We start from the raw sequence: 23035 nt of genomic DNA on the forward strand, positions 1-23035 counted from the left end.
ATCATTGCGTTTGATTTGGTCCAGGAATATTATTCATTTTAATATTAAATGCTGTGAATAAGTTCCCGCCTGAGAAAACGTTGCCGCCGATGCACGCAAGCAATCAGCCGGAGTTTCCTGTTATGCGTTTAATATCCTGCGGATGGAACGCGAATATTATTCACAAGGAGGAAGGTCAGCAGATTCCTTCAGGCTCATTATGACCCTGAGATTAATCTGTCATCAATCTATGTCAGAGATGAGATAAGTAATGAAAACCCAGTTTCGTATTATGGCAACTATTGTCGGTATTCTGCTATCCGGCGCCGTCGTAGCCGCGCCTTCACAACCCGCCCGTTCTACCTTAAGCGTTAATCCGGGCACCAGTGCGGGTGTGCAAAGCACCGGTGGCCAGATTGAATTCTCCGGTTCGATTACCGATACTTCCTGCGATATTGATAGCACCAGCGCCAACCAGATTGTCGATCTGGGGAAATGGGCGAACAGCTACTTTACGGGAGCCGGTTCTGAAACGACCAAAACCGCTTTCCATATTAAAGTGAAAGATTGCCCTGCCACCGTGACGAAAGTATCGGTATTGTTTGATGGCGCCCGGGACAGCAACAACAGCAACCTGCTGGCGGTAAATGGCGGGGCGCAGGGGGTGGCGATTAAACTGTATGAAGATGATAAAGCAACGCCGATTAACATCGGTACAGAATCTCATGATCAGACGGTCATTGCCGGTACCAGCGCCAGCAACAGCGGGACGGCGGATCTGGAGTTCTTCGCTGATTATATCTCTACCAGTGCGGTATCCGCCGGTGCGGCAAACGGCACGGCAAACTTCAATATGATTTACAACTAAGAAATAAATGAGCAGGATAACCTGCTCATTATTATTGGTATGTCTTTCTCCTTCAGTTATATTCCAGATATTACATGACGGTTGCGATTATGAAACATATTATCGCCGCGGCAGCGGCTGCCTTTTTACTGTTATCTACCACGGTACAGGCCGGTATTGTTATGGGCGGAACCCGTGTTATTTATCAGGAAGGGAAGCGCGAGGCCTCAATTTCTGTCACCAATGCTGATGTTCATTCACCTTATTTAGTGCAGTCATGGATAGAGAACTATGCCGAAAATGATAAAGGTAAGGTGCCTTTTATTGTCACGCCGCCGCTGTTCCGCCTCGACCCGGAACAGGAAAACGTATTGCGAATTAATTTTATTGGTGCCGCTCTGCCCCGCGATCGTGAATCCGTTTTTTGGCTGAATGTGAAAAGTATCTCCCCGACGCAAAAAGGCGATGTGAATAAATTACAGGTCAATATTAAATCTAAATTTAAAATTTTCTACCGGCCGAACGGTCTGACGGGCGATCCGGCGAAAGCCTGGCAGATGTTAACGTTTAAGATTGTTGGCAACCGGCTGGTGGCGCAGAACCCAACGCCCTACTTTGTTTCCTTTTTTACCCTCTCGGTCGGCGGGCACGAGATTGATGAACCGGGAATGATTGGCCCTTTGACGCGTAAAGAGTGGCCGGTCAACGGCGCGGGGGCGGTGAAATGGCGCGCCATCAATGATTTTGGCGGCATTACCGATTACGCGCAGCAGTAATTGTTGCTATTTTTGCCTTCGTCGGTCAGAACATTGTGAACAGAAAGGCCCCGGTTTTCCTTCATCCCTATTGCGCAATGCCTGTCTCCCTCCGGGGCACCTCAGGCGCGGCGATGTTTCCTGTGCTGCTGTTTTTTCTCTGCCAGAGCGGTACGTCGCGGGCTGATGACTACTTCGATCCTGCGGCCTTAGAGTTTGCCAACCCACAGCAAAAGATGGCGGATTTGCATTATTTTGCCAAATCCGGCGGGCAGCAGCCGGGAACCTATTCGGTGAGTATCTGGGTTAATAACCAGCAGGTCGCCGAGGAGCCAATGGTATTCGTCGACGATCGCGGGGTACTGCGGCCGGCGTTAACCTCAGCGAAGCTGGCGGAATATGGGGTCAACGTTAGCGCTTTTTCCGCATTGACCCGGCTGGATGACGGGGAAACTTTTACCCGGATTGAACAATTTATTCCGGATGCCAGCAGCCGTTTCGATTTTGCTACCCAGCGTCTGGACTTAAGCATTCCGCAGGCGGCGATGAATGTGCAAAGCCGCGGTTACGTCGATCCGGCGCGCTGGGACGACGGGATCCCGGCGGCATTTATCAACTACAACCTGACCGGCGAACAGACCCGCCAGTCGGAAACGCAAAGTCGCTCCAGCTACCTGAATTTACGCAACGGGGCCAATCTCGGGCCCTGGCGTTTGCGTAATATTTCATCCATGCAGTATGACCAGCATTACCGCTGGCATTCGCAAAGCACCTGGCTACAGCGCGATGTCAAATCCGTTAAAAGCCTGCTGCGGATTGGCGACACTTTCACCAGCGGCGAGGTCTTCGATAGCGTGCAGTTTCGCGGCGTTCAGCTGATGTCCGATGATGAAATGCTGCCCGACAGCCAGCGCGGTTTTGCCCCGGTGATTCGCGGCATGGCGCACAGCAACGCCAAAGTGACGGTCTCGCAGCACGGCTACGTCATCTACGAAACCTTTGTCTCTCCGGGGGCGTTTGCGATAAGCGATCTCTATCCTACGGCGCAGAGCGGCGATCTTGAGGTACAGGTTAAAGAGAGCGATGGATCGGTACGCTCTTTTATCCAGCCATACTCCACCGTCCCTTTTATGCTCCGCGAAGGGCGGAACAAATTTAGCCTTAGCGCAGGGCGTTTTCATGCGAGCCAGCGTCAGGTCAGATCGCCGCAGTTTGTCCAGGGATCGCTGTTCTACGGTTTGCCTGCAGAGTTCACCCTCTATGGCGGCGCCCAGCTGGCGCAGGATTATCAGGCCTGGTCGCTGGGCATTGGGCGTGGTTTTGGCGAGCTGGGGTCGTTGGGCAGCGATGTGACCTGGGCCAATACCGCGACGCTCCCTGACAGACACAATGTGGGGCATTCATTGCGCGTGCAGTATCAAAAGGATTTTACCTCGACGGGGACCTCGTTCAGCCTCGCCAGCTATCGCTACTCCTCCGGCAACTATTATAGCTTCAGCGAGGCTAACGCCCTGCAAAGCCCGGGCGAGCGGTTGGACAACAAGCGTCAGCGCGAAGAGATCTCTGTCGCGCAGTCCTTTGGCAGCGCCAGCAGCCTGGCGATTTCCGCTTATTCGCAAACGTACTGGCGCAGCAACAGCAATGATGAAACGGTACATCTTGGGTTCTATAGCGCCTGGAAAAGCGTGTCGTGGGGCGTGGGCTATTACTACACCCAATCTTCTGACCGGGAAAAAGCCGATCGCTCGTGGTCATTTAACCTCAACATCCCGCTGGGCGGCGGGCTGGCGGAGAACTCGGTCAGCTACAGCACCACCTCCGATAATCACGGCCGCTCATCGCAGCAGATGTCGCTGTACGGCGCGGTGCCTGGGCGTACCAACCTCGATTATTCACTGCAGCAGGGCCATGCTAACGCCGGGCAGGGGAGCAACAGCAGCGCAGCGCTCGATTATCACGGCGGATATGGCAGCGCCCAGCTGGGTTATCGTCACGATAGCGCCAGCAACCAGCTGACCTGGGGAGCCTCGGGCTCGGTGGTGGCGCACCCGCATGGCGTCACGCTCGGGCAACCCGTTGGCGACAGTTTCGCCATCGTCCGCGCGCCGGGGGCGGCGGACGTGGCTATCGAGGACGGAACTAACGTACATACCGACCGGCGCGGCTATGCCGTGGTACCGGCCTTAACGGTATACCGCAAAAACACCATCACGCTGGATACCGAATCGATGAGCAATGACACCGACGTGGAGCTACAAGGTCAAACCGTCATCCCCGGCGGCGGCGCGGTGGTACTGGCGAATTACCAGACCCATATCGGCTACCGCGTGCTGTTTGCCCTGCGCGACAGGGACGGGGCGATTCCGTTTGGCGCCAGTGTTCATCTGCGCCAGGCGGGGGACGAAGCCGCTACGGCAGCGGGAGGGATGGTCGCCGATGGCGGTCAGGTGTACCTCAGCGGGATACCGCAAGAGGGGACGCTCGACGCGACCTGGGTCGATAACAATATTTCACGCAAATGTTCACTGCATTTTCATCTTACCGATCGTCAGCAGCAGAATGCGGTGAAAACTGCGGCGGGTCTTTGCCTGTAAACCGAGGAGAAGGAGCGATGCATCGTGGTTTTCGCTTATTACAGTTTGTGTTCCTGCTGATCGCAGGGATGTATAGCCAACATGGCTGGGCCGAGAGCTGCGGCGGCAGCGTCGGGCAGATGACGATTAACGTGCCGAATATTAACTATCTGCCCACGCTGCGAACCAATACGCAAATGAGCAACGCGCTGGTGGATAACGGCAGCGGCATTCATTTTGTCTGCGATTTACAACTGCCGAGCGCGGACTGGAAACGCATCGTCTATCAACAGCGCGTCACCACCGGTTCGCCGCAGATGATTAACGGCCAGCATGTGTATGCCTCCGCGCTGAGCGGAATGGGCTATGCGTTGGGCTTTCAGTGCGGCGGCGGCCCGATTCGCTACATTGACGGTAGCGATGCACCCGCCGGAAGCGAATCAATGACGGTCTGCGACAGTACTCAGCTCCCGGCGTTACTGACCCAGCGCGAGATAGTGGTCAAAGCGTATATCATCTTTTATAAAACCGGCGATGTGCCGCTAACCAGCGGCAACCATACCAGCGTTTCGGCGCAGCCGCAGGTGGGCAACTTATCTATTGAGACCCAGGAGGGGAGTCATGCCTCCCGCGTGGCGAGCGCGCCGGTCAGTATCGATCTTGCCGCCCTCAACGTTGATATTGGCGCCAGCGGCAGCTGTCAGGTGACCCGCGCCTCTATCGGCGTCAATATGGGAACGGTGAATAAAGCGGAGTTCAAAGGCAAGAGCGCGACCGCCGGCGCGGCGCAGACCTTTAGCATTCCGGTGTATTGCAGCACGCCGACCGACATCCGGATTGGTTTTTTTGGCGTCACCACCGACTCTGGCACCGGCGATGCCCTGGCGCTGTCCCAGGTAGACGGCGCTGCCAGCGGGGTGGGGATAAAGCTGAGCTATGGTAATAATCCGCCCCCGGCGCCGTCCGCCGGCAGCGATGTGAAAATGAATGTCTCCAGTAATCTGCCGGTGCTGAAACACATTACCGCCAGTAGCGCCGCCGCGGCCGAAAGCATCAACTTCACCGCCCGATACGTGCAAACGGGAGATACCGTGACGCCCGGGCGGGCTAACGCTCTGGCGACCTTCGCGCTTGAATACAACTAGCGGGCCTCCCCGGCGGTAAGCGGCTGACCGGCCAGCGCTTCTGCCTGCCAGCAGCGGGTGACGCTCCCGTTGCCGAGCGGGCGTAGCGGCTGCGGTTTCTCACAACCCGCACCGGCGAACGGGCAGCGATCGCGGAAGTAACAGCCCTCGGGCAGATGGCGGTTGCCGGGTAATTCCGTGTTGCGCGGCGCTTCGCCCAGCGCCGAGCCGATACGCGGCACCGAGTCCATCAAAAGCCGGGTATAGGGATGGGCCGGGTTATCGAGGACCTGACGCGCCTCGCCCGTCTCGACGATTTGCCCGAGATACATCACGGCGACGCGATCGCTCATGTGGCGTACTACGGAAACGTTATGCGAAATCAGGATATAGGTCAGGTTCTGCTGCTTTTGCAGCTCGACCAGCAGATTGAGGATCTGCGCCTGTACCGAAATATCCAGCGCCGAGGTCGGCTCATCCAGCACGATAATATCCGGCTTTGCCGACAGCGCGCGGGCAATTGCGATGCGCTGGCGCTGGCCGCCGGAAAACTCGTGCGGTAAGCGGTCGAGATACTCCGGGCGGATACCGACCTGCAACGCCAGCTGCTCCGCCAGAAGGCGCCGGGCCTGTTCACTGGGGCGCGACTGGATCCACACCGGCTCGGTGATGGTGCGCCACACCGGGAGCCGCGGATCCAGCGAGGAGAGCGGATCCTGAAACACCATCTGCATACGCCCGCCGCCGGACGCCGTCGCGCGTTCAAACTGGCCGTGAGAGGGTTTAAGCATGCCCATCAGCAGCTTAGCGAGGGTGCTTTTTCCGCAGCCGGATTCGCCGACGATGCCCAGCGTTTCGCCGCGCCAGGCCGCCATATCCAGACCGTTCAGCGCATAGACGCGTTCGACGACCTTGCCGCGCCAGTTCTTGCGCGCCGGGAAGTTAAGATGAACATCGTGCAGTTTCAGCAACATCTCAGACATGCGTTTTCTCCCGTTGCGGGTACCAGCAGGCCGCCTGCAGCCCGGTCTGTTCTATCGGGCGGAGCACCGGGGTGATGCCGCAGCCCTCGCCAGCGGCAAAGCAGCGTTCGCGAAAGGCGCAGCCGCCCGGTAATCGCGCCAGATTCGGCACCGTGCCGGGAATCGATCGCAGCTGCGATCGCGGCTCGCCGTTATCCGGGGCGCTGTCGAGCAGGCCAACGGAGTAGGGATGCAGAGGATGGTGCAGCACCTGCTGAGTTAATCCGCTTTCAATCACCGCGCCGGCATACATGACGTACAGCCGATCGCAGACCTGTGAAACCACCGCCATATCGTGGCTGATAAACAGTACCGCGGTGCCCGTCGCCAGCGCTTTCTGTTTTAGCAGGCGCAGTACCTGGCGCTGAACGGTCACGTCCAGCGCGGTGGTCGGTTCATCGGCAATCAGCAGGTCGGGCTCGCAGGAAAAGGCGATGGCGATCATCACCCGCTGGCGCATCCCGCCGGACAGTTCGAAAGGGTAGCGTTCCATCACCCGCTGCGGATCGGCTATCTGCATATCCGCCAGCAGCGCCACCGCCCTGGCGCGCGCTTCGCGGGCGGAGAGGGGGCGATGCTGACGAATCACGTCGACCATCTGCTTGCCGATCCGCCGCGTTGGATTCAGCGCGGTCATCGGCTCCTGAAAAATCATCGCCACCCGCCGACCGCGGATGTCGCGCATCTCTTTTTCCGATGCTTTGAGAATATCGTGACCCATCAGCGTCACCTGGCCGCTGTGAATCTGATAGCTTCCCGGCGGCAGCAGACGCATCGCCAGCATGGCGGTGACGGATTTGCCGGACCCCGACTCGCCCACCACACCCACAATTTCGCCGCGGTCGATATGCAGAGAGACCGCGTTCAGTACATGTACTTCCCCCTGGTAGACCGGGAAGCTCAAACGGACATTGTCGATTGTCAGAACCCGGTTACTCATGCGTTGCGTCCTCCGGACTTCGGATCCAGTAAATCCTGGATCCCATCGCCAAACAGATTAAAACCGACGGCGGTGATCAGGATCGCCGCCCCCGGAAAGGCACAGTACCACCACTGATCGAGAACGTAGTTGCGGCCGTTCGCCACCATCGCGCCCCACTCGGCGGTGGGCTGCTGCGCGCCGAGGCCGATAAACCCTAGCGTCGCCGCCATCAGAATGGCGCTGCCGATATCCAGCGATGCCTGCACCACCAGCGGCGGCAGGGCGTTGCGTAAAATATGCCAGCTGATCAGGTGCCAGCGGGAGGCGCCGAAGGTCAGCGAAGCTTCGACGAAGCTGTGCTGGCGCACCACCAGCGTCTGTCCCCGCGCCAGGCGGACATAAAACGGAATGCGCACAATAGCGATCGCCAGCATGGCGTTGAATAAGCTCGGGCCTAACGCGGCGGCCAGCGCCATCGTCAGCACCAGCGAAGGGATCGACAGCATGATATCCATCAGCCGCATGATCAGCGCATCGCTGCGCCCGCCGAGTACGCCGGAAAGGCAGCCCAGCAGCGAACCGCTGATCCCGGCGATCAGCACCACCGCCAGACCGGCGGCGATCGATTGCCGGCTACCGATCAGCACCCGACTGAACAGATCGCGACCGACCTCGTCGGTACCGAACCAGTGGAACAGCGACGGCGCCTGCAGGCGGGCGGTGAGATCGATAGCGTTGGGATCGTGCGGTACCAGCCACGGCGAGAAGATCATCAGAAACAGCATGATCAGCATAATGGCGCCGCCGATCAGCGTCAGCGGGCTTTTGCGCACCAGCCACAGACGGCGCTTCCACACGGTGTTGCGGCGGTTTTTTTCGATAGCGCCGGGGCGTTCCTGGGTCATCATCACTTAGTTTTCTCCCCGACCCATGCGCGGGTCTATCCATAAATAGAGCAGGTCGACGAGCAGGTTGACCAGCACGTAAGCAAAGGACACCACCACGGCGAAGCCCATCACCGCGGGGAAATCGAGCGCCTGAATAGAAGAGACGACGTAGGCGCCCATTCCGGGCCAGGCAAAGACGGTTTCGGTCAGCACCGCGCCGTACAGCAGATCGCCCAGCGCCAGCCCCAGCACCGTGACCGACGGAATCAGCGCGTTAGGCAGCGCATAGCGCATCACGATGGTCCATTTCGTCAGGCCGCTGGCCAGCGCGGTGCGGATGTAATCTTCACTCAGCTGCTCCAGCATCGCGGAGCGAATTTGCCGGGCGACAATTCCCAGATGGACGAAGGCCAGGGTGGTCGCCGGCAAAATCAGATGCTGCAACGCGTTAAAGAACACGTCGATGTTGCCTTCCAGCAGCGCGTCGATCAGATAGAAGCCGGTCACGCGGGTCGGCGGATCAAACCAGTCGTCAAGACGTCCGCTGCCGGGCAGCCAGTCCAGCTTGCCGTAAAACAGGACAATCACTCCCAGCCCCAGCCAGAACGCCGGGGTAGAGATTCCGGTCAGCGCCATCAGGCGAACCAGGTGATCGGTCCAGCGGTTGCGATATACCGCCGAGAGCACTCCCAGCGGAATGCCGACCACCAGCGCGATAAACAGGGCGCAGATCGCCAGTTCGAGGGTCGCCGGGAAAAAGGTCTTTAAATCTTCCAGTACCGGGCGACCGGTGCGGATAGAGGTCCCGAGATCGCCGTGCAGCAGGGCGTTGACATAATGAAAAAACTGCTGCCATAACGGTAAATCCAGCCCCAGCTGCTGGCGGATATGGCGGACGATTTCGTCGCTCGCGCGATCGCCTGCCAGCAGGCGCGCCGGATCGCCGGGAATGAGGTGCGAAATAATAAAGGTGATCACGCAGACGCCGGCGACGACGAGGACCAGCCCCCAACTGCGTTGTCGAATTAAACCCCAGAAACTCATGATGACGCCCTCAGCCGGGCCCGCGACGGCCCGGCATGACAAGGTTAAGATGCGCTACTTATGCATATCGGCAATATTGAAAATCTGCTCAAGCATCGGGTTGAAGACGAAGCCCTTGACCTCTTTGTTCATCGCCACCTGGTAGTTTTTCTGGAACAGATAGACGTAGGCGGCCTCATCGATAACGGTTTTCTGCGCCGCCTGATAATCCCGGGTGCGTTCTGTCTGGTCGGTAGTGGCGACCGCCTGTTTGAGCAGCGCGTCAACCTGCGGATTGGCATAGAACGAACGGTTGCCCGGCAGCCCTTTCTTATCCGACTCGAACCAGTAGTTCATGAACATATAGGGGTCGGCGAAATCCGGGCTCCAGTTGCCGATGGCGATATCGTAATCCCCTTTACCAACGCGCTCGCGCATGGTGGCGTTGGCCAGTTTTTCCAGCTTCACCTGGATGCCGAGGGTTTGCAGATTCGCCTGGGTGGAGAGCGCGATCGGCTCCCAGTTCGGGTCGTTATCCGAGTAGAGGAACGACAGGGTTTTCGGCTTATCGCTGACTTTCGCCAGCGCGGCTTTGGCTTTATCCAGATCAAGGGAATACTGCATTGCGCTCGGGTCAAAGCCCCACATGCCGTCGGGGATCGGGCCACGCATCTGTTTGCCGTTGCCGCCGAGAATGCCGCTGACCATCCCTTGATAATCGGTGGCCCAGGAGACGGCGCGACGTAAATCGACCTGATTCATCGGCGCCTTGCTGTTATTGAGATACAGGTAGGTCACGCGCAGCGCCGGATAGTCATACACCGCCACGTTATCCTGTTTCTTCAGGGCCGCAAACTGGTCGACCGGCAGCGCATCGGCAATATCCAGATCGCCCTTGGTCAGTTGCAGACGGCGGGCGGCGCTTTCGCCAATAATCTTCACCGTCACCCGCTTAAAGGCCGGTTTCGCGCCGCTGAAGTGCGGGTTGGGTACCAGCACCAGCTGCTGGCCTTTCTGCCAGCGCTGTAACATATAGGCCCCCGAGCCGGCGGTGTGTTCCGCCAGCCAGGCGCGGGCGTCATCGCCGGCGTTGGCCTTCAGGACCGCCGGGTTGATAATCGACGCGCCGTCATTGGCCAGGGTGTGGAGGAACGGGGCGAATGAGTCCGGCAGGGTGAAGCGCACCGTGGCGGGATCCACGGCCTCAATTTTCAGCCCGCTCGGGAAGGCTTCGGAAGGCCCCTGCTTAATGCGCATCAGGCGTTCGAAAGAGAGCTTTACCGCTTCGGCGGTGACCGGCGTACCGTCGTCAAACAGCATGTTTTTGCGCAGCGAAAAGGTCCAGGTTTTGCCGTCATCAGAGACCTGCCAGCTTTCGGCCAGGTCGCCCTCGACGTCCGTTGAGCCTTTCCCGTCCTGGGTTTTGTATTTGACCAGCCGCTGATAGGCCGGGTAGGTGACCGTCCAGTCGTTATTATCAATGGTGACGGCCGGGTCGAGCGTCTGCGGATCGGCGGCTTTACCGATGACCAGCATATCTTTGGGCACGGCAGCATAAGCCGGGGCGATAGCTGCCGCCAGCGCAACGGCCAGCAGCAGCGGGCGAAAACCGGTGAGAGAAGTGCGACTCATATTCATGGCATGACTCCGTCAGGGTGAGCGGGGGACAGGCAGGTGAAAACATCATCAAGGAGCGGATAACCGGCCGCATCCGGTAATTCGAAGTGCCACCATTCCGTGGAAATACCCTTAAAGCCGCCGCCAAACATAATGGCGTTCAACAGCAGGCGGTTACGTTGGGCGGCCTGGGGAACCGCCGGGTGATAAGGGTGAGAGAGATCGTCCATCTCATCGAAGGCGGTGCCCATATCCAGCGGCTGGCCGTTTTCGTCGATTAACGTCACATCAATAGCGGTACCGCGGCTGTGGTTCGAACCCAGCGCAATCGGCACCACGTAGTCCTGGTTCGGACAGGCGTCCCACAGGCGCTGCTGCGCCTGCTGCGGACGATAGGCATCGAACACCAGCAGGTTCAGACCCGCCAGCTGCGCGATGCGCAGCGACTTCTCCAGCGCCGCCGCCGCATCCGGGTGCAACAGGCAGCGGGCTTCGCTATAAATGGGCTGGCCGGTAATGTTATCGGCGCTGGCATATTTGAGATCGACAGGCAGAGCCGGAAAGCGCGCGCTGATATCGACCAGGGTGAGTTGCTGATTCATTTATTGTTTCCTGTCCTGAAGCCTGACGCGCAGGCGCTTATTCACGTTCAAATTGACCAAATTCCTGCTGCAGCGCCCGGTTTTCGGCCAGCCGACGCGACAGCGACGGCCCGAGTTGCTCGACGACCGCGGAGAGCAGCAGGTTGAAAAGACAGCTGATGGGGGCAAGGGAGTCCCAAAAATGACCGGTATCGGTTTTGACCTGCAGCAGATCGACCGGATAATCGCGGGCCCACGGACACCAGATATCGGTGACCAGCGCGGTGGCAATATGCCGCTCGGCGGCAACCCGACAGAACTGGCGCGCGGTGCTGGAATAGGCGCGGGTATCGGTCAGGATGATGTAAGGATGTTCATATTCGGAGTTCAGCGACTCCAGCCAGCTACCGGAGCTGCCGTCGGCATAGGTCACGCGCGGGCGCAGGTATTCGAGATGGCTAAAAAAGCTGTTGGCGATGCCCCGGGTGGACTGGATCCCGAGCACCATCACCGCATCGGCCTGGGCGATCCGCCTGCTGACCCGGGCGAAGGTCTCTTCCTGCGCCAGCTGATAGACATAGCGGATCGCATCCAGCTCCATCTGTAGCGACAGGCTGGCGCGATCGGGCTGGGTTTGCTGCTGCGCCCAGGAGTCGAGGCGGTCGATGACGCCCCAGTGTTTATAGGGCGCCGGGGTATGTTCTTTCAGACCGTTTTTGACATCGTCGAGGTTGCGATAGCCGAGTTTGCGCAGGCAGCGGCCGACGGTGATCCCGCTGGTGCCGGTTGCCAGCGCGATGCTATCGGCCGTTTCATAAGGGATATGTTCCCGATGGCTCAGCAGCCAGCTGCCGATGCGTTTTTCACTTGGCGTTAGCTGGCTAAATATCGACTCGATGGTGCGAAACAGCCTGGAGTTATCGTTCATACCCGCCTCTCAATGAGATTTCTCTCTCATGAACCCGCATTGTGTTACTCAACTAACAAAGCACGATGCATGCCAGCTATTCCGGAAAACCGTTTTTTGCGCTATTACTGGGGAAATGCGCGAGGCAGGCGAACCATGAGCGTATATTTTCGCCAAAATATGCACAAAGAAAGTGCAACGTTTCCTGGTTGTGCATCACAAAAATAAAACATACGATTAACAACTCCGTAATTTGTGCAACAAATGAGCCGGGGATAACGCGCGGCAAAATCGCGCAACCTCTTCAACAACGCACGTACTAATAAGGATGAGGGTATGAACTTAAAGGTCTGTCTGGCCCTGGTACTCGCGAGCCTTGCCTGCGCGAGCCAGGCGCGGGATCTGCAGGCGATTCAACAAAGCGGCGAATTGAAAGTGGGCGTTCCGGGCGACTATGCTCCGCTGGCGTTCCACAACGCAGCGGGTGAGCTGCGCGGTTACGACGTGGATATGGCAAAGGATCTGGGGCAGAAGCTGGGGCTAAAAGTCAACTTTGTGCTGACCAGCTGGCCGACGCTTTCCAGCGATCTGAAGGCCGATAAGTTTGATATTGCGATGGGCGGGGTCACGGAAACCCCGGAGCGGGCAAAAGATTTCGCCCTCAGCCATCCGGTGGTGGCAAACGGTAAGATAGCCCTGGCGAACTGTATGGCGGCCCCGGCACTCGGTAGCCTGGAAAAGATCGACCGCCCCAATGTGAAAGTGATTGTTAACCCGGGCGGCACCAACCAGAGCTACGTCGATGCTCATATCAAACATGCGCAGATTATCAGGGTCAAAAATAACGTCGATAATCTTGAGGCGTTACGCCAGAAAACCGCCGATATGATGGTTACCGACCTGATTGAAGGCGTCTATTACCAGAACAAAGAACCCGGCGTCTTCTGCGTGGCGACGGATAAACCCTTCCCGGGCACCGCCAGTTTTAAAGTCTATATGATGAACAAAGATAATCAGCCGCTGCTGGAGAAGGTGAACCACTGGCTGGACAGCCAGGATAAAAATATCCTCAAACAAAAATGGAAGATTCACGAGTAGGTGCCGGCGGTCGGGAGTAAGCGTCAGATTTTTCCGCCCTGCGGCCTTTAGCCTTTTCGCCCTTTCACGCGAGCGCGGACGGTATCCCGCATCGCGCGAATTAACGTCTCTTTGCTGCGCCCGCGGCGAAAGATCAGCGAAAAGGGAGCCTGGTAGCCATATTCTGTCGGCAGCAGGGCGCGCAGCTTTTGCGCTTGTACCCACGGCAGCGCATAGTGCTCCGGCAGATAGCCGATATATTTGCCGGACAAGATGAGCATCAGCTGTGCTTCCATACTTTCGGCGCTGGCTTCGCTCTGCTTAAAGCCTTTACGCCCCAAATCACTGCTGCTCCAGTAGCTGCGGGTGACCATCCGCATCGGCGAAATCAGCGCTTCCGTCAGATGTTTAACGGTAAAGAGCGGGTGCTTATCGCCGCAGTAGAGCCAGTTTTGTTCGCGATAGAGCGGATGAGAAATCACGCTGTTGGCCTGAAGTGAGAAGGTCCCGACGGCGAGATCCAGTTCGTTATTCAACACGCCCTGTAAAAGCGCGTTCGGACTTCTGACCTGCAGGTTTATCTGTACCCGCGGGAAGCGTTCGCTGAATGTCGCAATAATATCGCTCATGGGCAGCATCGGATCGGTAATCGTAGAATCGATGACGCCAAGATTAAAGATCCCGGTTTGCTCGCCCCGCAGAGTGGCCGTATTGCGTTCGAAATCCTCCAGCGAATTTAGCAAATCGATACTTTGCTGAAGAACGGTTTCCCCTTTTTCCGTCAGCGAGAATCCGCCTCTGCCACGGCGACACAGAATGATTCCCAGCTTCTCTTCAAGCTCACTCATATAGTTGCTGATGGCCGAAACCGTCAGGTTAAGCTCCTGCTGGGCGTTGGCGTAGCCCTGATATTTTGCGACGGTGATAAAAACGTGTAACAGGCGCAGATTAGGAAATTTGCCCACTGACATAGGGGAATACTCCACTGTAAGTCCCGGGTTTTGTTTTTATTTTTCTAAACTAATTTTTTGGCTTTGACTATTTTTTCTCTGTACTACGTTCCGCAGTATCTCTTTATCGCCCCGATAAGCCATGGATAAACTGCAATGACATCCGCAACTGAACATGAGTACCCGCAGCCGCAGGATGGTGAAATTCCGCGCTTCAGCGGATTACCGACCTTTTTCCGTCTTCCTTTTGCCCCGCAGACCAGCGAACTGGATATCAGCGTGGTGGGGGTGCCGTGGGATGGCGGAACCACTAACCGTGCCGGCACACGCCACGGGCCGCGCGAACTGCGCAATGCCTCCAGCCTGGTGCGCCGGATCCACCCGGTGACCCGCCGCTCTCCCTACGATTATGCGCGGGTGGGCGATCTGGGCGATGTGCGAATTAATCCCGTGGATATGCAGGATAGCCTGGCGCGCATTGAGGCCTGGTATCACGCCCTTAATCAGCAGCAGGTAATGCCGTTAACCGCGGGGGGCGACCATCTCACCACCTTGCCGATTTTGCGGGCGCTAGGACGGAATAAGCCGCTGGGCATGATCCATTTTGATGCCCATTCGGACACCAACGACAGCTATTTTGGCGGTGAGCGCTTTACCCACGGCACCCCGTTTCGCCGCGCCGTGGAAGAGGGGGTTCTCGACCCGAGACGCACGGTGCAAATCGGTATTCGCGGCGCGCTGTTCTCCGCGGATGAACACCGCTGGGCGGAGGAAAACGGCATCACGATTATCCGTATGGAGCTGGTCAATGAACTGGGCGTCGAGCGGGTGATGCAGCGGGCGCGGGAGATTGTCGGCGACCAGCCCACCTACATCAGCTTTGATATCGACGTGCTGGATCCGGTCTATGCCCCCGGCACCGGAACGCCGGAAATTGGCGGTATGACCACCTTGCAGGCGCAGCATTGTCTCCGCCAGCTTGCCGGGTTGAACCTGATTGGTGCCGACCTGGTGGAGGTGTCGCCGCCGTTTGACCAGGGCAATCTCACCAGCCTGACCGGCGCGACCCTGATGTTCGAACTGCTTTGCCAGCTTGCCGATGCTCATCATCGGCGTATTTCTGCTTAACCGGAGCCAACTGATGAAAAAATGTCTCTCATTAGGTTATCTTGCGACCACGCTGGGACTGGCGTTGGGGCTGGCATCGGCGGCCAATGCGACCGATGCCACTCTCTCACCGGGAAAAATAAAAATAGCTATGGAAGTGGCCTACCCGCCATTTGAATCCTGGCAGGATGACGCCATCGTGGGGTTCCATGCCGAACTGGCGGCGCTGCTCAGCCAGCAAACAGGCTTAACGCTCCAGCTGGTGGATACGAAATTCAGCAGCCTGATCCTTGGTCTGAGCGGCGGGCGCCAGGATGCGGTGATCTCGGCGCTCTATATCACCGAGGAACGTACCCGTCAGGCGGATGCTATCCCGTACGCCAACACCGGGGCCTATATTATGGTGCGCAGCGACAGTCCCGTGGCACCGCAAACGGAACACGATCTCTGTGGGCTAACCGTCGGACTACAGCAGGGGACTTCATGGGTGAAAAAGCTGCAGGCGCTTTCGGCAGGCGATTGCCAGCAGCAGGGCAAAGGGGCTATTGAGATTAAAGAGTTCCCGACCTCGCCGGAGACGCTGCAGGCGCTGCTCTCCGGAAATATTCAGGCCCAGGTGGATATCGCTGGCGTGGTCAGCCTGTTTACCCAGCGTAGTAAAGGCCGCCTGAAGGTGAGTTCCCCGCAGACGATTTACCCGCAAACGCTGGGGATTTACGTTCGCAAAGGCAACACGGCGCTGGCGCAGCAGCTGACTTCGGCATTGAAAACGCTGCGTGACAACGGGGAATATCATACTTTGCTGCAGAAATATGCCGCCTACGGTATTACGGATAACGCGCCGCAGCCCTGAGATGAAAAGCGGAAATGTTGTGATGAACGAGCCATTTAATGAGATTAATATCACGGTTTTTGCCTGATTATCGTTCAGATAAAACTTAATTCTCATATTTATCAATTGATTACTGTCTTTTTACCCTCCTTTGTGTATTCAGTGTGTAAAATTACACACTGATCACAATTCCTCTCCCCTCCGCATGTTTTAATTCCCCTCACCAAAACAGAGAGGAATTCATATGAAACACATGATGATTTGCTGCGGCGCTGGCGTAGCGACCAGCACCGTCGCCTTAAATAAACTGCAGGACTTCCTGAAAAAAGAAAATATCCTCGATAAGGTTCGTATTTCACAAGGTACCGTCGCGGAAGCCAAAACCCGTGACGATGTCGATTTTATCGTCTCGACGTCGCCCGTTGCGCTGTCCGTTCCGGTCATTAACGCTCTGCCGCTATTAACCGGCATGGGTACCGATAAAGTGTTCAACAGCGTGAAAGAATTAATTCTCGCCGAGGGTTAAGCTATGTTTATTGTTGATTACATCGTGGGTTTAGGCGCATCGGTGATGATGCCGCTGATATTTATGCTCCTCGGTCTATTATTACGTCTGTCCCTCAGTAAAGCCCTGAAAGCGGGCTTAATGGTGGGGATCGGGTTTATCGGCTTAAGCATTACGGTGAACCTGATGATCGATTCTCTGACGCCCGTCAGCCACGCGCTGGTAGAGCGTTTCGGTCTGAATCTGAACGTGCTGGATGTGGGCTGGCCCGCGGCAGCGGCGGTGGCGATGGGGACGCGCGTCGGAGCGCTGGTGATTCCGGTGTGCGTGGCGATTAACGTGCTGATGCTGTACACCAAAACCACCCGGGTGTTGAACGTCGATATCTGGAACCTGTGGCATCACGCGTTTACCGGCTCACTGGTGACGATTATTACCGATAGCCTGTGGCTGGGGATATTTGCCGCCGGGATTAACTGCATTATTACGATGGTGATTGCCGACCGTACCAGCGGCGATGTTGAAAAATATTTAAATCTGCCCTCTATTTCGGTGCCACACGGTTTCTCCGCTTCATTTGTTCCGGCGGCATGGCTGGTGAATGCTATTGTCGACCGTATTCCGGTGGTACGTGATATTAAAATTGATACGGAAGTGATTCAGCGGAGATTATCTATTCTCGGCGACCCGGCTTCCCTCGGGGCTATTATCGGCGCGCTGCTCGGCATTATTTCCGGCATTGAAGTCAAGGCTATTTTGCAAACTGCGATTACCATGGCGGCGGTGATGACCATTATTCCGCGGATGGCGAAGATGCTGATGGAAGGGGTCTATCCGATCAGTGAGCGTATTCAGGAAATTGCCCAGTCACGAGCCGGATCGTTCGGTAAAATTGCCATTGGTCTGGACTCTGCCGTCAGCGTCGGGCATCCGGTCACGCTGTCCGTTTCGATGCTGATGATTCCGGTGATGCTGGTTCTCGCGGCCATCATTCCCGGCAACCAGTTCCTGCCTTTTGCGTCATTAACTGGTTTACCCTTTGCCTTTGTTCTGGTAACGGCGGTATGCCGCGGCGATATGTTCCGCACGCTGCTGACCGGGCTGTTAACCCTGAGCCTGGCGCTGCTGATTGGTACCAACCTGGCGCCGATTGTCACCAGCACCGCGGTCAGCACCGGCTTCTCGCTGCCGCAGGGCACCACCAGTATCAGTAGCGTGGATTATGCCGGGGCCATGTTGCCGTGGGCGATTATCCAGAGCTTCCACCTCAAAGAGATTGGCGTCGGGATTCTGACCCTGTGCACCCTCGCGCTGGTGTTGTGGAATCGCCGCAAACTGGCCCAGGAAAATGAACAGCCGGCAGAAGCGGCGACGGAGGCAGGAAAATGATGTTTAGCGCTCAGCGAGTGGTGACATTTAACGAGGCCGTGAGTCGGACGGCCTTACTGACCCGCCTTGCCCAAAGTCTGCTGGCGGATGGTCTGGTAAAACCGAGTTTCACCGACGGCGTGCTCGCTCGTGAGGAGCGCTATCCGACGGGGATCTTTATGGAGACCCACAGCGTCGCCATTCCGCATACCGAGTTTGAGCATGTTAACCACACCGGGTTTGCCATCGGTATCAATCGGGCCGGCGTGGCGTTTCACCGTACCGATGAGCCGGAAGAGAGGGTGGTGCCGGAGATCGTGGTCATGATGGCCATTGATAAAACTTGCGAAAAAGTGGCAATTATTCAATCCTTATTCGCATTATTAGCCGATCGCGATCGCGTTAACGATATCGTTAAAATGACGCCAGAGGAGATTGCAAAAGTGTTCACCGATGCCGTCGTCACGCAGTAAGATAAAATGATGGGCGCCAGACGGTGAGGCCGGAAGCGGAGAGGGGCAAGATGTTACGAATCAGCGACGTCATAGAGTTAGCGATGGTCAGTCGCAAGACTATCTATAACGCGATCAACAGCGGCCGGCTGAAGTATCAGCTGGTGAATGTTGATAACCGCCAGGTTCGTATGTTCCTTGAAGAGGATGTGTTTGAAGCCTTTCCAAAAACCAGCCGCAGCACCACGCAAGAGCAGGAGATGCAGGCGCTACGGGAGGAGGTGGCTTCCCTCAAGTTTGCCCTCGCGGAACTGCAAAAGGCGGTCAACGCCATGGACCCTGAAGGTCAGTTCGAAATGACGTCGGTTAACGAGCCGGCCAAAAAGCCCGGCCGCTAGTCAGCGGGCGGGCGCTAAGCGGTCAGACAATATCATCTACCACGCCGCCATCGACGCGCAGCGCCGCGCCGGAGGTGGCGGAGGCCTGAGTTGAGCAGACGTACACCACCATATTCGCCACTTCATCAACCGATGCCGCCCGCTGAATAACCGAGCTGGGACGATGGGCCAGCACAAACTCTTTGGCGAGCTGATCCAGCGGTTTACCGGTTTTCGCCACCTCGTCTTTCATCATTTCGGCAAAACCATCGGAAATCGTCGGGCCGGGCAACACGCTGTTCACCGTCACGCCGCTACCGGCTACAAATTTCGCCAGCCCGCGCGCCAGCGACAGCTGAGCGGTTTTGGTCACGCCGTAGTGGATCATGTCCGCCGGAATGTTGCGCGCCGACTCCGAAGAGATAAACACCACCCGGCCCCAGCCTTTTTGCACCATCGCCGGCAGCAGCGCACGCGACAGCCGTACGCCGGACATGACGTTGGTCTGCCAGTAGTTTTCCCAGATGGCATCGTCGGTGTCGTAGAAATCCAGCGGGCCATAAATCCCGGCGTTATTGACCAGGATATCGACGCCGTTTACCGCGTGCAGGAGCTGCGCGACCCCTTCGGCGTCGCTGAGGTCGGCAACGGCGGCGCGCGGTCTGGCGCCGGGTACCTCGTTTTGCAGACGGGCGATGGCCTCGTTGACGCTACGCTCGCTGCGCCCGTTCACCACCACCTCCGCGCCGCTGGCCGCCAGCCCTTTGGCGATAGCAAAGCCAATCCCGGCCGTGGATGCGGTCACCAGCGCAACTTTCCCCGAAAGATCAATTTTCATAACTCCGGCCTTAATGTGTTGTCAGACAGACCATTAAGCGTAGCAGCTGATGGCGGATGCCGGGCGGGGAATCGGCAGCGCAGGGGTTAATAGCCCCGCTGTTTATCCACCAGATTGTGCAGCGGCAGCGCGCGTTGCTGGCGGTGAATGTTCTCCAGCAGCTGGCGGGCAATCACCTGCGCCGGGGCGATCGAGGCCATATGGGGGGTGATGACCACCTGCGGATGCTGCCAGAGCGGGTCATCCTGCGGCAGGGGTTCGACGGGGAAGACATCCAGCACCGCGCCCGCCAGTCGACCGCTATCCAGCGCCTGCAGAATATCGTGATTCACCATATGTTCGCCGCGTCCGCAGTTGATTAACACGGCGCCTGTGGGAAGCTGGTCGAGCAGCGGCTGGGCGAGAATACCACGGGTCTGTTCGGTGAGCGGCAGAACGTTGATCAGCGCATCCAGCTCAGCAAAAAATTCACCGGCCTGCGCATCGCCGTGATAGCACCGGACGCCGGGGAGCTGTTTCTCACTGCGCGCCCAGCCGGAAACGTGATACCCCAGCCCGGCGAGGCGGGTGGCGATGTAGCCGCCGATTTCGCCAAGTCCCATCACGCCAATACGAAAGTCGGCGGCGGCCCGCTGCGGATAAATCTTCCATACGCGCTCACGCTGGTGCGTCAGCGCGCGATCGAAACTGCGCTGGAACCACAGCACGCCCCACAGCGCGTACTCGAACATCCCGTGGCGGAAATCCTCATCTACCACCCGGCACAGCGGAACAGAACTGGCGAACAGGTTATCGGGGAGATGGTCTACCCCGGCCGAGGCGGCCTGAATTAATTTTAACGCCGGCGAACGGGTCAGCAGGCTGGCATCGGGAAACCAACAGCTGGCATATTCTGCGCTGCGTGCCGCCGGATGTTCGGGCAGGACCGCGGTTACGTCCGGGAACAGCTGCAGCGCTTCGCAAATCTCGCGGGCATAGTTCTGGTCATTGCAATCGACAACGATAGTCAGGTTTGGCATAGGCGTTAGTCTTTGTAAGAAGTGTCGAGACGGTTCAGGCGGCGCAACCACGCCTGCCAGACCAGTTGGCGTTCATGTTCCACGCCCATCAGCTGTTCGCAGGCGTGCTGGCTCAGGTGCGCAGGAATGGTGTGGATGGCGCTGAGCGGAGCGAGCTGTGCGCAGGCCATTTGAATTTCGCAGGCGCGGTTGAGGTAGTACATGATGTAAAACGCATCGGCGACGGTGCGCCCCACCGACAGCAGGCCGTGGCTTTGCAAAATCATGGCGATATGATTTCCGAGCGAACGCTGGATTCGCTCGCGCTCGTCGAGGTCAAAGGCGACGCCCTCATACGGGTGGTAGCCGACGCGCTGATAAAACTCGGTGCTGATCTGGTTAAGCTGTAACAATCCCTGCTCACAGGCGGCGACCGCCATGCCCGGCAGCGTATGGGTATGGATGACGCAATGCGCATCTTCCCGCGCCATATGTACCGCGCTGTGGATGGTAAAGCCGGCCGAGTTGGCCGGAGCGTGGCCCTCCACGACCTTTCCCTGCATATCGACGACGATGAGATTACTCGCCGTCACCTCATCGAACATCATGCCGAACGGGTTAATCAGAAACCGCGGCTCGCCGTCGCCCGGCAGGCGCACGGAAAAGTGGGTATACAGCGTATCTTCCCAGCCAAACAGCGCCGCAAGCCGGTAGGCGGCAGCCAGATCCTGGCGTAGTTCACGTTCAGTCGTCATTTATTGCACTCCCATAAATTCACGTATGCGGCTCAGCGCCGGGTCTGCCGCGCCGTTGCGGATGCGCTGTGGAGGCACATCGCTCGCCACGACGCCGTTTTCCATCATCACCACCCGGTCAGAGATGGATAAAGCGAAGTCCATCTCATGGGTGACGATCAGCATCGTCATCCCTTCGCGGGCAAGAGACTGAATCACCTTCAGCACTTCCCCTACCAACTCGGGATCCAGCGCCGAGGTGGGTTCGTCAAACAACATGATGTCCGGTTTTAACGCCAGCGCCCTGGCGATGGCGACGCGCTGCTGCTGGCCGCCGGAAAGCTGCCAGGGGTATTTTTCGGCATGGGCCAGCAGGCCGACGCGATCCAGTAGATAGAGGGCCTGCTCTCTGGCCGCCTGCGGCTCAACCAGCTTGTGATACAGCGGGGCGAGCATGACGTTATCGAGCACCGTGCGGTGAGGAAACAGATTGAAACTCTGGAAAACCATGCCGATACGCCGCACGCCGGCGCGCATCTGCGGTTTATCCACGATTGCCGCCCCCTTAAGGTAATCTTCGCCATAGAGCACGATCTCCCCGGCATCGATGCTTTCCAGCGCGTTAATGGTGCGGATAAGGGTGGTTTTACCGGACCCCGACGGCCCGATAATGCTGATGACCTGACCGTTTTCGACTTTCAGGTCGATACCTTTCAGTACCTGATGCTGGCCCCAGGATTTCTCGATGGCGCGCAGATCGAGCGCCGGCGGGCTGCCGCTGGTGGGTTCGGCTTTTGCCGTAGGCTGCGGTGCCTTCAGCGATTGACGCAGGGCTTCACACTCGGCGTCGTTGAAGGTCTGCGGGCGCTTTTGCTGAATATCCAGCATATTCTCCAGCGCCCGGAACAGCCAGGTGAAGACCGTCACCACCATGACGTAGTAGACCGCGACCGCCAGCAGCGTCTCCATGACGAGGAAGTTTTGCGCATACAGGCGTTGGCCGGTGAGCAGCAGCTCCGGAAGTGAAATAACCGATAATATTGAGCTGAGCTTAATAATCGTAATGTATTCATTAATCAGCGTAGGTAACGAAATACGAAACGCCTGCGGAATAATAATTAAGCGCTGAATGCCAATAAAGCTGAAACTTAATGCGTGGCCGGCTTCGCTTTGTCCTTTCGCTACCGACATTAATCCGCCGCGATGGATTTCCGCCATATAGGCGGCTTCGGTCACGGTCATCGACACTAATCCGGCAATAAACGGAATACCGAGCAGCGGCTGCGTGGCCGGGAAGAGCTGCGGCAGGTTATAGACAAAGACCAGCAGCACCATTAACGGCACGCTGCGGAAAAACCAAATATAGAGTTCGACGGGAACCTTTAACCAGCGCGGGCCGGAGAGTTTCGCGCAGGCTAACAAAAATCCTAACACCAGGCCAATAAACCAGGACAATGAGCTGACGACAATGACGGTGACACACGCCTGCCAGAATGCCCCAACGCTAAATAATGAGAAAAAGTATCCCCAATCGAACTCCATACTAACTCCTGTTGCTCA

23 protein-coding genes are annotated in these 23035 nt (G+C 57.5%); 11 read left to right on the plus strand and 12 right to left on the minus strand.

Features of this window, described 5'->3' with window-relative positions; all coding sequences use genetic code 11:
• Positions 1-250: 250 nt before the first annotated feature.
• The 4 genes from Electrica_RS05230 (at position 251) to Electrica_RS05245 (ending at position 5299) form a co-directional block, all read left to right on the plus strand.
• On the plus strand, positions 251-847 hold the full coding sequence (locus Electrica_RS05230; RefSeq protein WP_141963773.1) for a fimbrial protein: 597 nt from the start codon (positions 251-253) through the stop codon (positions 845-847).
• 89 nt (positions 848-936) lie between these two features.
• Positions 937-1602: a fimbrial biogenesis chaperone gene (locus Electrica_RS05235; RefSeq protein WP_141963775.1), complete on the plus strand. Its 666-nt coding sequence runs from the start codon at positions 937-939 to the stop codon at positions 1600-1602.
• Positions 1603-1715: 113 nt separating this feature from the next.
• Positions 1716-4175 carry a fimbria/pilus outer membrane usher protein gene (locus tag Electrica_RS05240; RefSeq protein ID WP_228267391.1) on the plus strand — a complete coding sequence of 820 codons (2460 nt, stop codon included), beginning with the start codon at positions 1716-1718 and terminating at the stop codon, positions 4173-4175.
• A gap of 17 nt (positions 4176-4192) precedes the next feature.
• On the plus strand, positions 4193-5299 hold the full coding sequence (locus tag Electrica_RS05245) for a fimbrial protein (protein ID WP_141963780.1): 1107 nt from the start codon (positions 4193-4195) through the stop codon (positions 5297-5299).
• On the opposite strand, the gene Electrica_RS05250 is transcribed toward Electrica_RS05245, so the two are convergent.
• Genes Electrica_RS05250 through Electrica_RS05280 form a run of 7 tightly spaced genes read right to left on the minus strand, consistent with a single transcriptional unit; the run spans position 5296 to position 12258 of the window.
• Positions 5296-6261 (minus strand): ABC transporter ATP-binding protein, encoded by a 966-nt coding sequence (locus Electrica_RS05250; protein WP_141963782.1) that lies wholly within the window; start codon positions 6259-6261, stop codon positions 5296-5298. The two genes, Electrica_RS05245 and Electrica_RS05250, sit on opposite strands and share 4 nt — an antisense overlap.
• Positions 6254-7240 carry an ABC transporter ATP-binding protein gene (locus Electrica_RS05255; protein ID WP_141963784.1) on the minus strand — a complete coding sequence of 329 codons (987 nt, stop codon included), beginning with the start codon at positions 7238-7240 and terminating at the stop codon, positions 6254-6256. Before Electrica_RS05255 ends, Electrica_RS05250 begins: the two co-directional genes overlap by 8 nt.
• Positions 7237-8133: a D,D-dipeptide ABC transporter permease gene (gene ddpC / locus Electrica_RS05260; RefSeq protein WP_141963786.1), complete on the minus strand. Its 897-nt coding sequence runs from the start codon at positions 8131-8133 to the stop codon at positions 7237-7239. The genes Electrica_RS05255 and ddpC overlap by 4 nt, the downstream gene beginning before the upstream one ends.
• Positions 8134-9153, minus strand: a complete 1020-nt coding sequence (locus Electrica_RS05265; RefSeq protein WP_131048891.1) for an ABC transporter permease — start codon at positions 9151-9153, stop codon at positions 8134-8136. It abuts the gene before it with no gap.
• Between the two features lie 54 nt (positions 9154-9207).
• Complete coding sequence (locus tag Electrica_RS05270) at positions 9208-10764, minus strand: ABC transporter substrate-binding protein (RefSeq protein WP_407081251.1); 1557 nt, start codon at positions 10762-10764, stop codon at positions 9208-9210.
• 2 nt (positions 10765-10766) lie between these two features.
• Positions 10767-11351: a D-alanyl-D-alanine dipeptidase gene (gene ddpX / locus Electrica_RS05275; protein ID WP_100685836.1), complete on the minus strand. Its 585-nt coding sequence runs from the start codon at positions 11349-11351 to the stop codon at positions 10767-10769.
• Between the two features lie 37 nt (positions 11352-11388).
• A complete protein-coding gene (locus Electrica_RS05280) occupies positions 11389-12258 on the minus strand; it encodes a MurR/RpiR family transcriptional regulator (protein ID WP_131048889.1) in 870 nt (289 codons plus the stop codon).
• 315 nt (positions 12259-12573) lie between these two features.
• Between Electrica_RS05280 and Electrica_RS05285 the strand changes: the two genes are divergently transcribed.
• The gene (locus Electrica_RS05285) at positions 12574-13335 is read left to right on the plus strand and encodes a transporter substrate-binding domain-containing protein (RefSeq protein WP_141963791.1); all 762 of its coding nucleotides are present in this window, start codon (positions 12574-12576) and stop codon (positions 13333-13335) included.
• Between the two features lie 47 nt (positions 13336-13382).
• Here Electrica_RS05285 and Electrica_RS05290 read toward each other — a convergent pair whose 3' ends face one another.
• Positions 13383-14285: a LysR family transcriptional regulator gene (locus Electrica_RS05290; protein ID WP_004866683.1), complete on the minus strand. Its 903-nt coding sequence runs from the start codon at positions 14283-14285 to the stop codon at positions 13383-13385.
• A gap of 135 nt (positions 14286-14420) precedes the next feature.
• Between Electrica_RS05290 and speB the strand changes: the two genes are divergently transcribed.
• The 6 genes from speB (at position 14421) to Electrica_RS05320 (ending at position 18926) form a co-directional block, all read left to right on the plus strand.
• Positions 14421-15392 carry an agmatinase gene (gene speB, locus Electrica_RS05295; RefSeq protein ID WP_131048887.1) on the plus strand — a complete coding sequence of 324 codons (972 nt, stop codon included), beginning with the start codon at positions 14421-14423 and terminating at the stop codon, positions 15390-15392.
• A gap of 13 nt (positions 15393-15405) precedes the next feature.
• A complete protein-coding gene (locus Electrica_RS05300; RefSeq protein ID WP_141963793.1) occupies positions 15406-16224 on the plus strand; it encodes an ABC transporter substrate-binding protein in 819 nt (272 codons plus the stop codon).
• 223 nt (positions 16225-16447) lie between these two features.
• Positions 16448-16729, plus strand: a complete 282-nt coding sequence (locus tag Electrica_RS05305; RefSeq protein WP_032696809.1) for a PTS sugar transporter subunit IIB — start codon at positions 16448-16450, stop codon at positions 16727-16729.
• Positions 16730-16732: 3 nt separating this feature from the next.
• Positions 16733-18097, plus strand: coding sequence for a PTS galactitol transporter subunit IIC (locus tag Electrica_RS05310; protein WP_141963794.1), 1365 nt, complete (start codon positions 16733-16735; stop codon positions 18095-18097).
• Positions 18094-18549, plus strand: coding sequence for a PTS sugar transporter subunit IIA (locus tag Electrica_RS05315; protein ID WP_004866667.1), 456 nt, complete (start codon positions 18094-18096; stop codon positions 18547-18549). The genes Electrica_RS05310 and Electrica_RS05315 overlap by 4 nt, the downstream gene beginning before the upstream one ends.
• Positions 18550-18599: 50 nt before the next feature.
• Entirely contained in the window at positions 18600-18926 is a 327-nt protein-coding gene (locus Electrica_RS05320; protein ID WP_131048884.1) for a DNA-binding protein, read from the plus strand.
• Between the two features lie 22 nt (positions 18927-18948).
• On the opposite strand, the gene Electrica_RS05325 is transcribed toward Electrica_RS05320, so the two are convergent.
• From Electrica_RS05325 to Electrica_RS05340, 4 genes are all read right to left on the minus strand, one after another.
• Positions 18949-19743: an SDR family NAD(P)-dependent oxidoreductase gene (locus tag Electrica_RS05325; protein ID WP_131048883.1), complete on the minus strand. Its 795-nt coding sequence runs from the start codon at positions 19741-19743 to the stop codon at positions 18949-18951.
• A gap of 86 nt (positions 19744-19829) precedes the next feature.
• Positions 19830-20762 carry a 2-hydroxyacid dehydrogenase gene (locus tag Electrica_RS05330; RefSeq protein WP_131048882.1) on the minus strand — a complete coding sequence of 311 codons (933 nt, stop codon included), beginning with the start codon at positions 20760-20762 and terminating at the stop codon, positions 19830-19832.
• A 5-nt stretch (positions 20763-20767) separates the two neighbouring features.
• On the minus strand, positions 20768-21496 hold the full coding sequence (locus Electrica_RS05335; RefSeq protein ID WP_100685841.1) for a class II aldolase/adducin family protein: 729 nt from the start codon (positions 21494-21496) through the stop codon (positions 20768-20770).
• Positions 21497-23017 carry an amino acid ABC transporter permease/ATP-binding protein gene (locus tag Electrica_RS05340; RefSeq protein WP_141963796.1) on the minus strand — a complete coding sequence of 507 codons (1521 nt, stop codon included), beginning with the start codon at positions 23015-23017 and terminating at the stop codon, positions 21497-21499.
• Positions 23018-23035 lie beyond the last annotated feature (18 nt).

The sequence above is a fragment of the Klebsiella electrica genome (assembly GCF_006711645.1).
In the GTDB taxonomy this organism is placed as follows: Bacteria; Pseudomonadota; Gammaproteobacteria; order Enterobacterales; family Enterobacteriaceae; genus Klebsiella; species Klebsiella electrica.

Excerpts from the sequence above, each read along its gene's own strand:
- Electrica_RS05230 (WP_141963773.1), top strand. The coding sequence starts at position 251 with ATGAAAACCCAGTTTCGTATTATGGCAACTATTGTCGGTATTCTGCTA.
- Electrica_RS05235 (WP_141963775.1), top strand. The coding sequence starts at position 937 with ATGAAACATATTATCGCCGCGGCAGCGGCTGCCTTTTTACTGTTATCT.
- Electrica_RS05240 (WP_228267391.1), top strand. The coding sequence starts at position 1,716 with ATGTTTCCTGTGCTGCTGTTTTTTCTCTGCCAGAGCGGTACGTCGCGG.
- Electrica_RS05245 (WP_141963780.1), top strand. The coding sequence starts at position 4,193 with ATGCATCGTGGTTTTCGCTTATTACAGTTTGTGTTCCTGCTGATCGCA.
- Electrica_RS05250 (WP_141963782.1), bottom strand. The coding sequence starts at position 6,261 with ATGTCTGAGATGTTGCTGAAACTGCACGATGTTCATCTTAACTTCCCG.
- Electrica_RS05255 (WP_141963784.1), bottom strand. The coding sequence starts at position 7,240 with ATGAGTAACCGGGTTCTGACAATCGACAATGTCCGTTTGAGCTTCCCG.
- Electrica_RS05265 (WP_131048891.1), bottom strand. The coding sequence starts at position 9,153 with ATGAGTTTCTGGGGTTTAATTCGACAACGCAGTTGGGGGCTGGTCCTC.
- Electrica_RS05270 (WP_407081251.1), bottom strand. The coding sequence starts at position 10,764 with ATGAGTCGCACTTCTCTCACCGGTTTTCGCCCGCTGCTGCTGGCCGTT.
- ddpX (WP_100685836.1), bottom strand. The coding sequence starts at position 11,351 with ATGAATCAGCAACTCACCCTGGTCGATATCAGCGCGCGCTTTCCGGCT.
- Electrica_RS05280 (WP_131048889.1), bottom strand. The coding sequence starts at position 12,258 with ATGAACGATAACTCCAGGCTGTTTCGCACCATCGAGTCGATATTTAGC.
- Electrica_RS05285 (WP_141963791.1), top strand. The coding sequence starts at position 12,574 with ATGAACTTAAAGGTCTGTCTGGCCCTGGTACTCGCGAGCCTTGCCTGC.
- Electrica_RS05290 (WP_004866683.1), bottom strand. The coding sequence starts at position 14,285 with ATGTCAGTGGGCAAATTTCCTAATCTGCGCCTGTTACACGTTTTTATC.
- speB (WP_131048887.1), top strand. The coding sequence starts at position 14,421 with ATGACATCCGCAACTGAACATGAGTACCCGCAGCCGCAGGATGGTGAA.
- Electrica_RS05300 (WP_141963793.1), top strand. The coding sequence starts at position 15,406 with ATGAAAAAATGTCTCTCATTAGGTTATCTTGCGACCACGCTGGGACTG.
- Electrica_RS05305 (WP_032696809.1), top strand. The coding sequence starts at position 16,448 with ATGAAACACATGATGATTTGCTGCGGCGCTGGCGTAGCGACCAGCACC.
- Electrica_RS05310 (WP_141963794.1), top strand. The coding sequence starts at position 16,733 with ATGTTTATTGTTGATTACATCGTGGGTTTAGGCGCATCGGTGATGATG.
- Electrica_RS05315 (WP_004866667.1), top strand. The coding sequence starts at position 18,094 with ATGATGTTTAGCGCTCAGCGAGTGGTGACATTTAACGAGGCCGTGAGT.
- Electrica_RS05320 (WP_131048884.1), top strand. The coding sequence starts at position 18,600 with ATGTTACGAATCAGCGACGTCATAGAGTTAGCGATGGTCAGTCGCAAG.
- Electrica_RS05325 (WP_131048883.1), bottom strand. The coding sequence starts at position 19,743 with ATGAAAATTGATCTTTCGGGGAAAGTTGCGCTGGTGACCGCATCCACG.
- Electrica_RS05330 (WP_131048882.1), bottom strand. The coding sequence starts at position 20,762 with ATGCCAAACCTGACTATCGTTGTCGATTGCAATGACCAGAACTATGCC.
- Electrica_RS05335 (WP_100685841.1), bottom strand. The coding sequence starts at position 21,496 with ATGACGACTGAACGTGAACTACGCCAGGATCTGGCTGCCGCCTACCGG.
- Electrica_RS05340 (WP_141963796.1), bottom strand. The coding sequence starts at position 23,017 with ATGGAGTTCGATTGGGGATACTTTTTCTCATTATTTAGCGTTGGGGCA.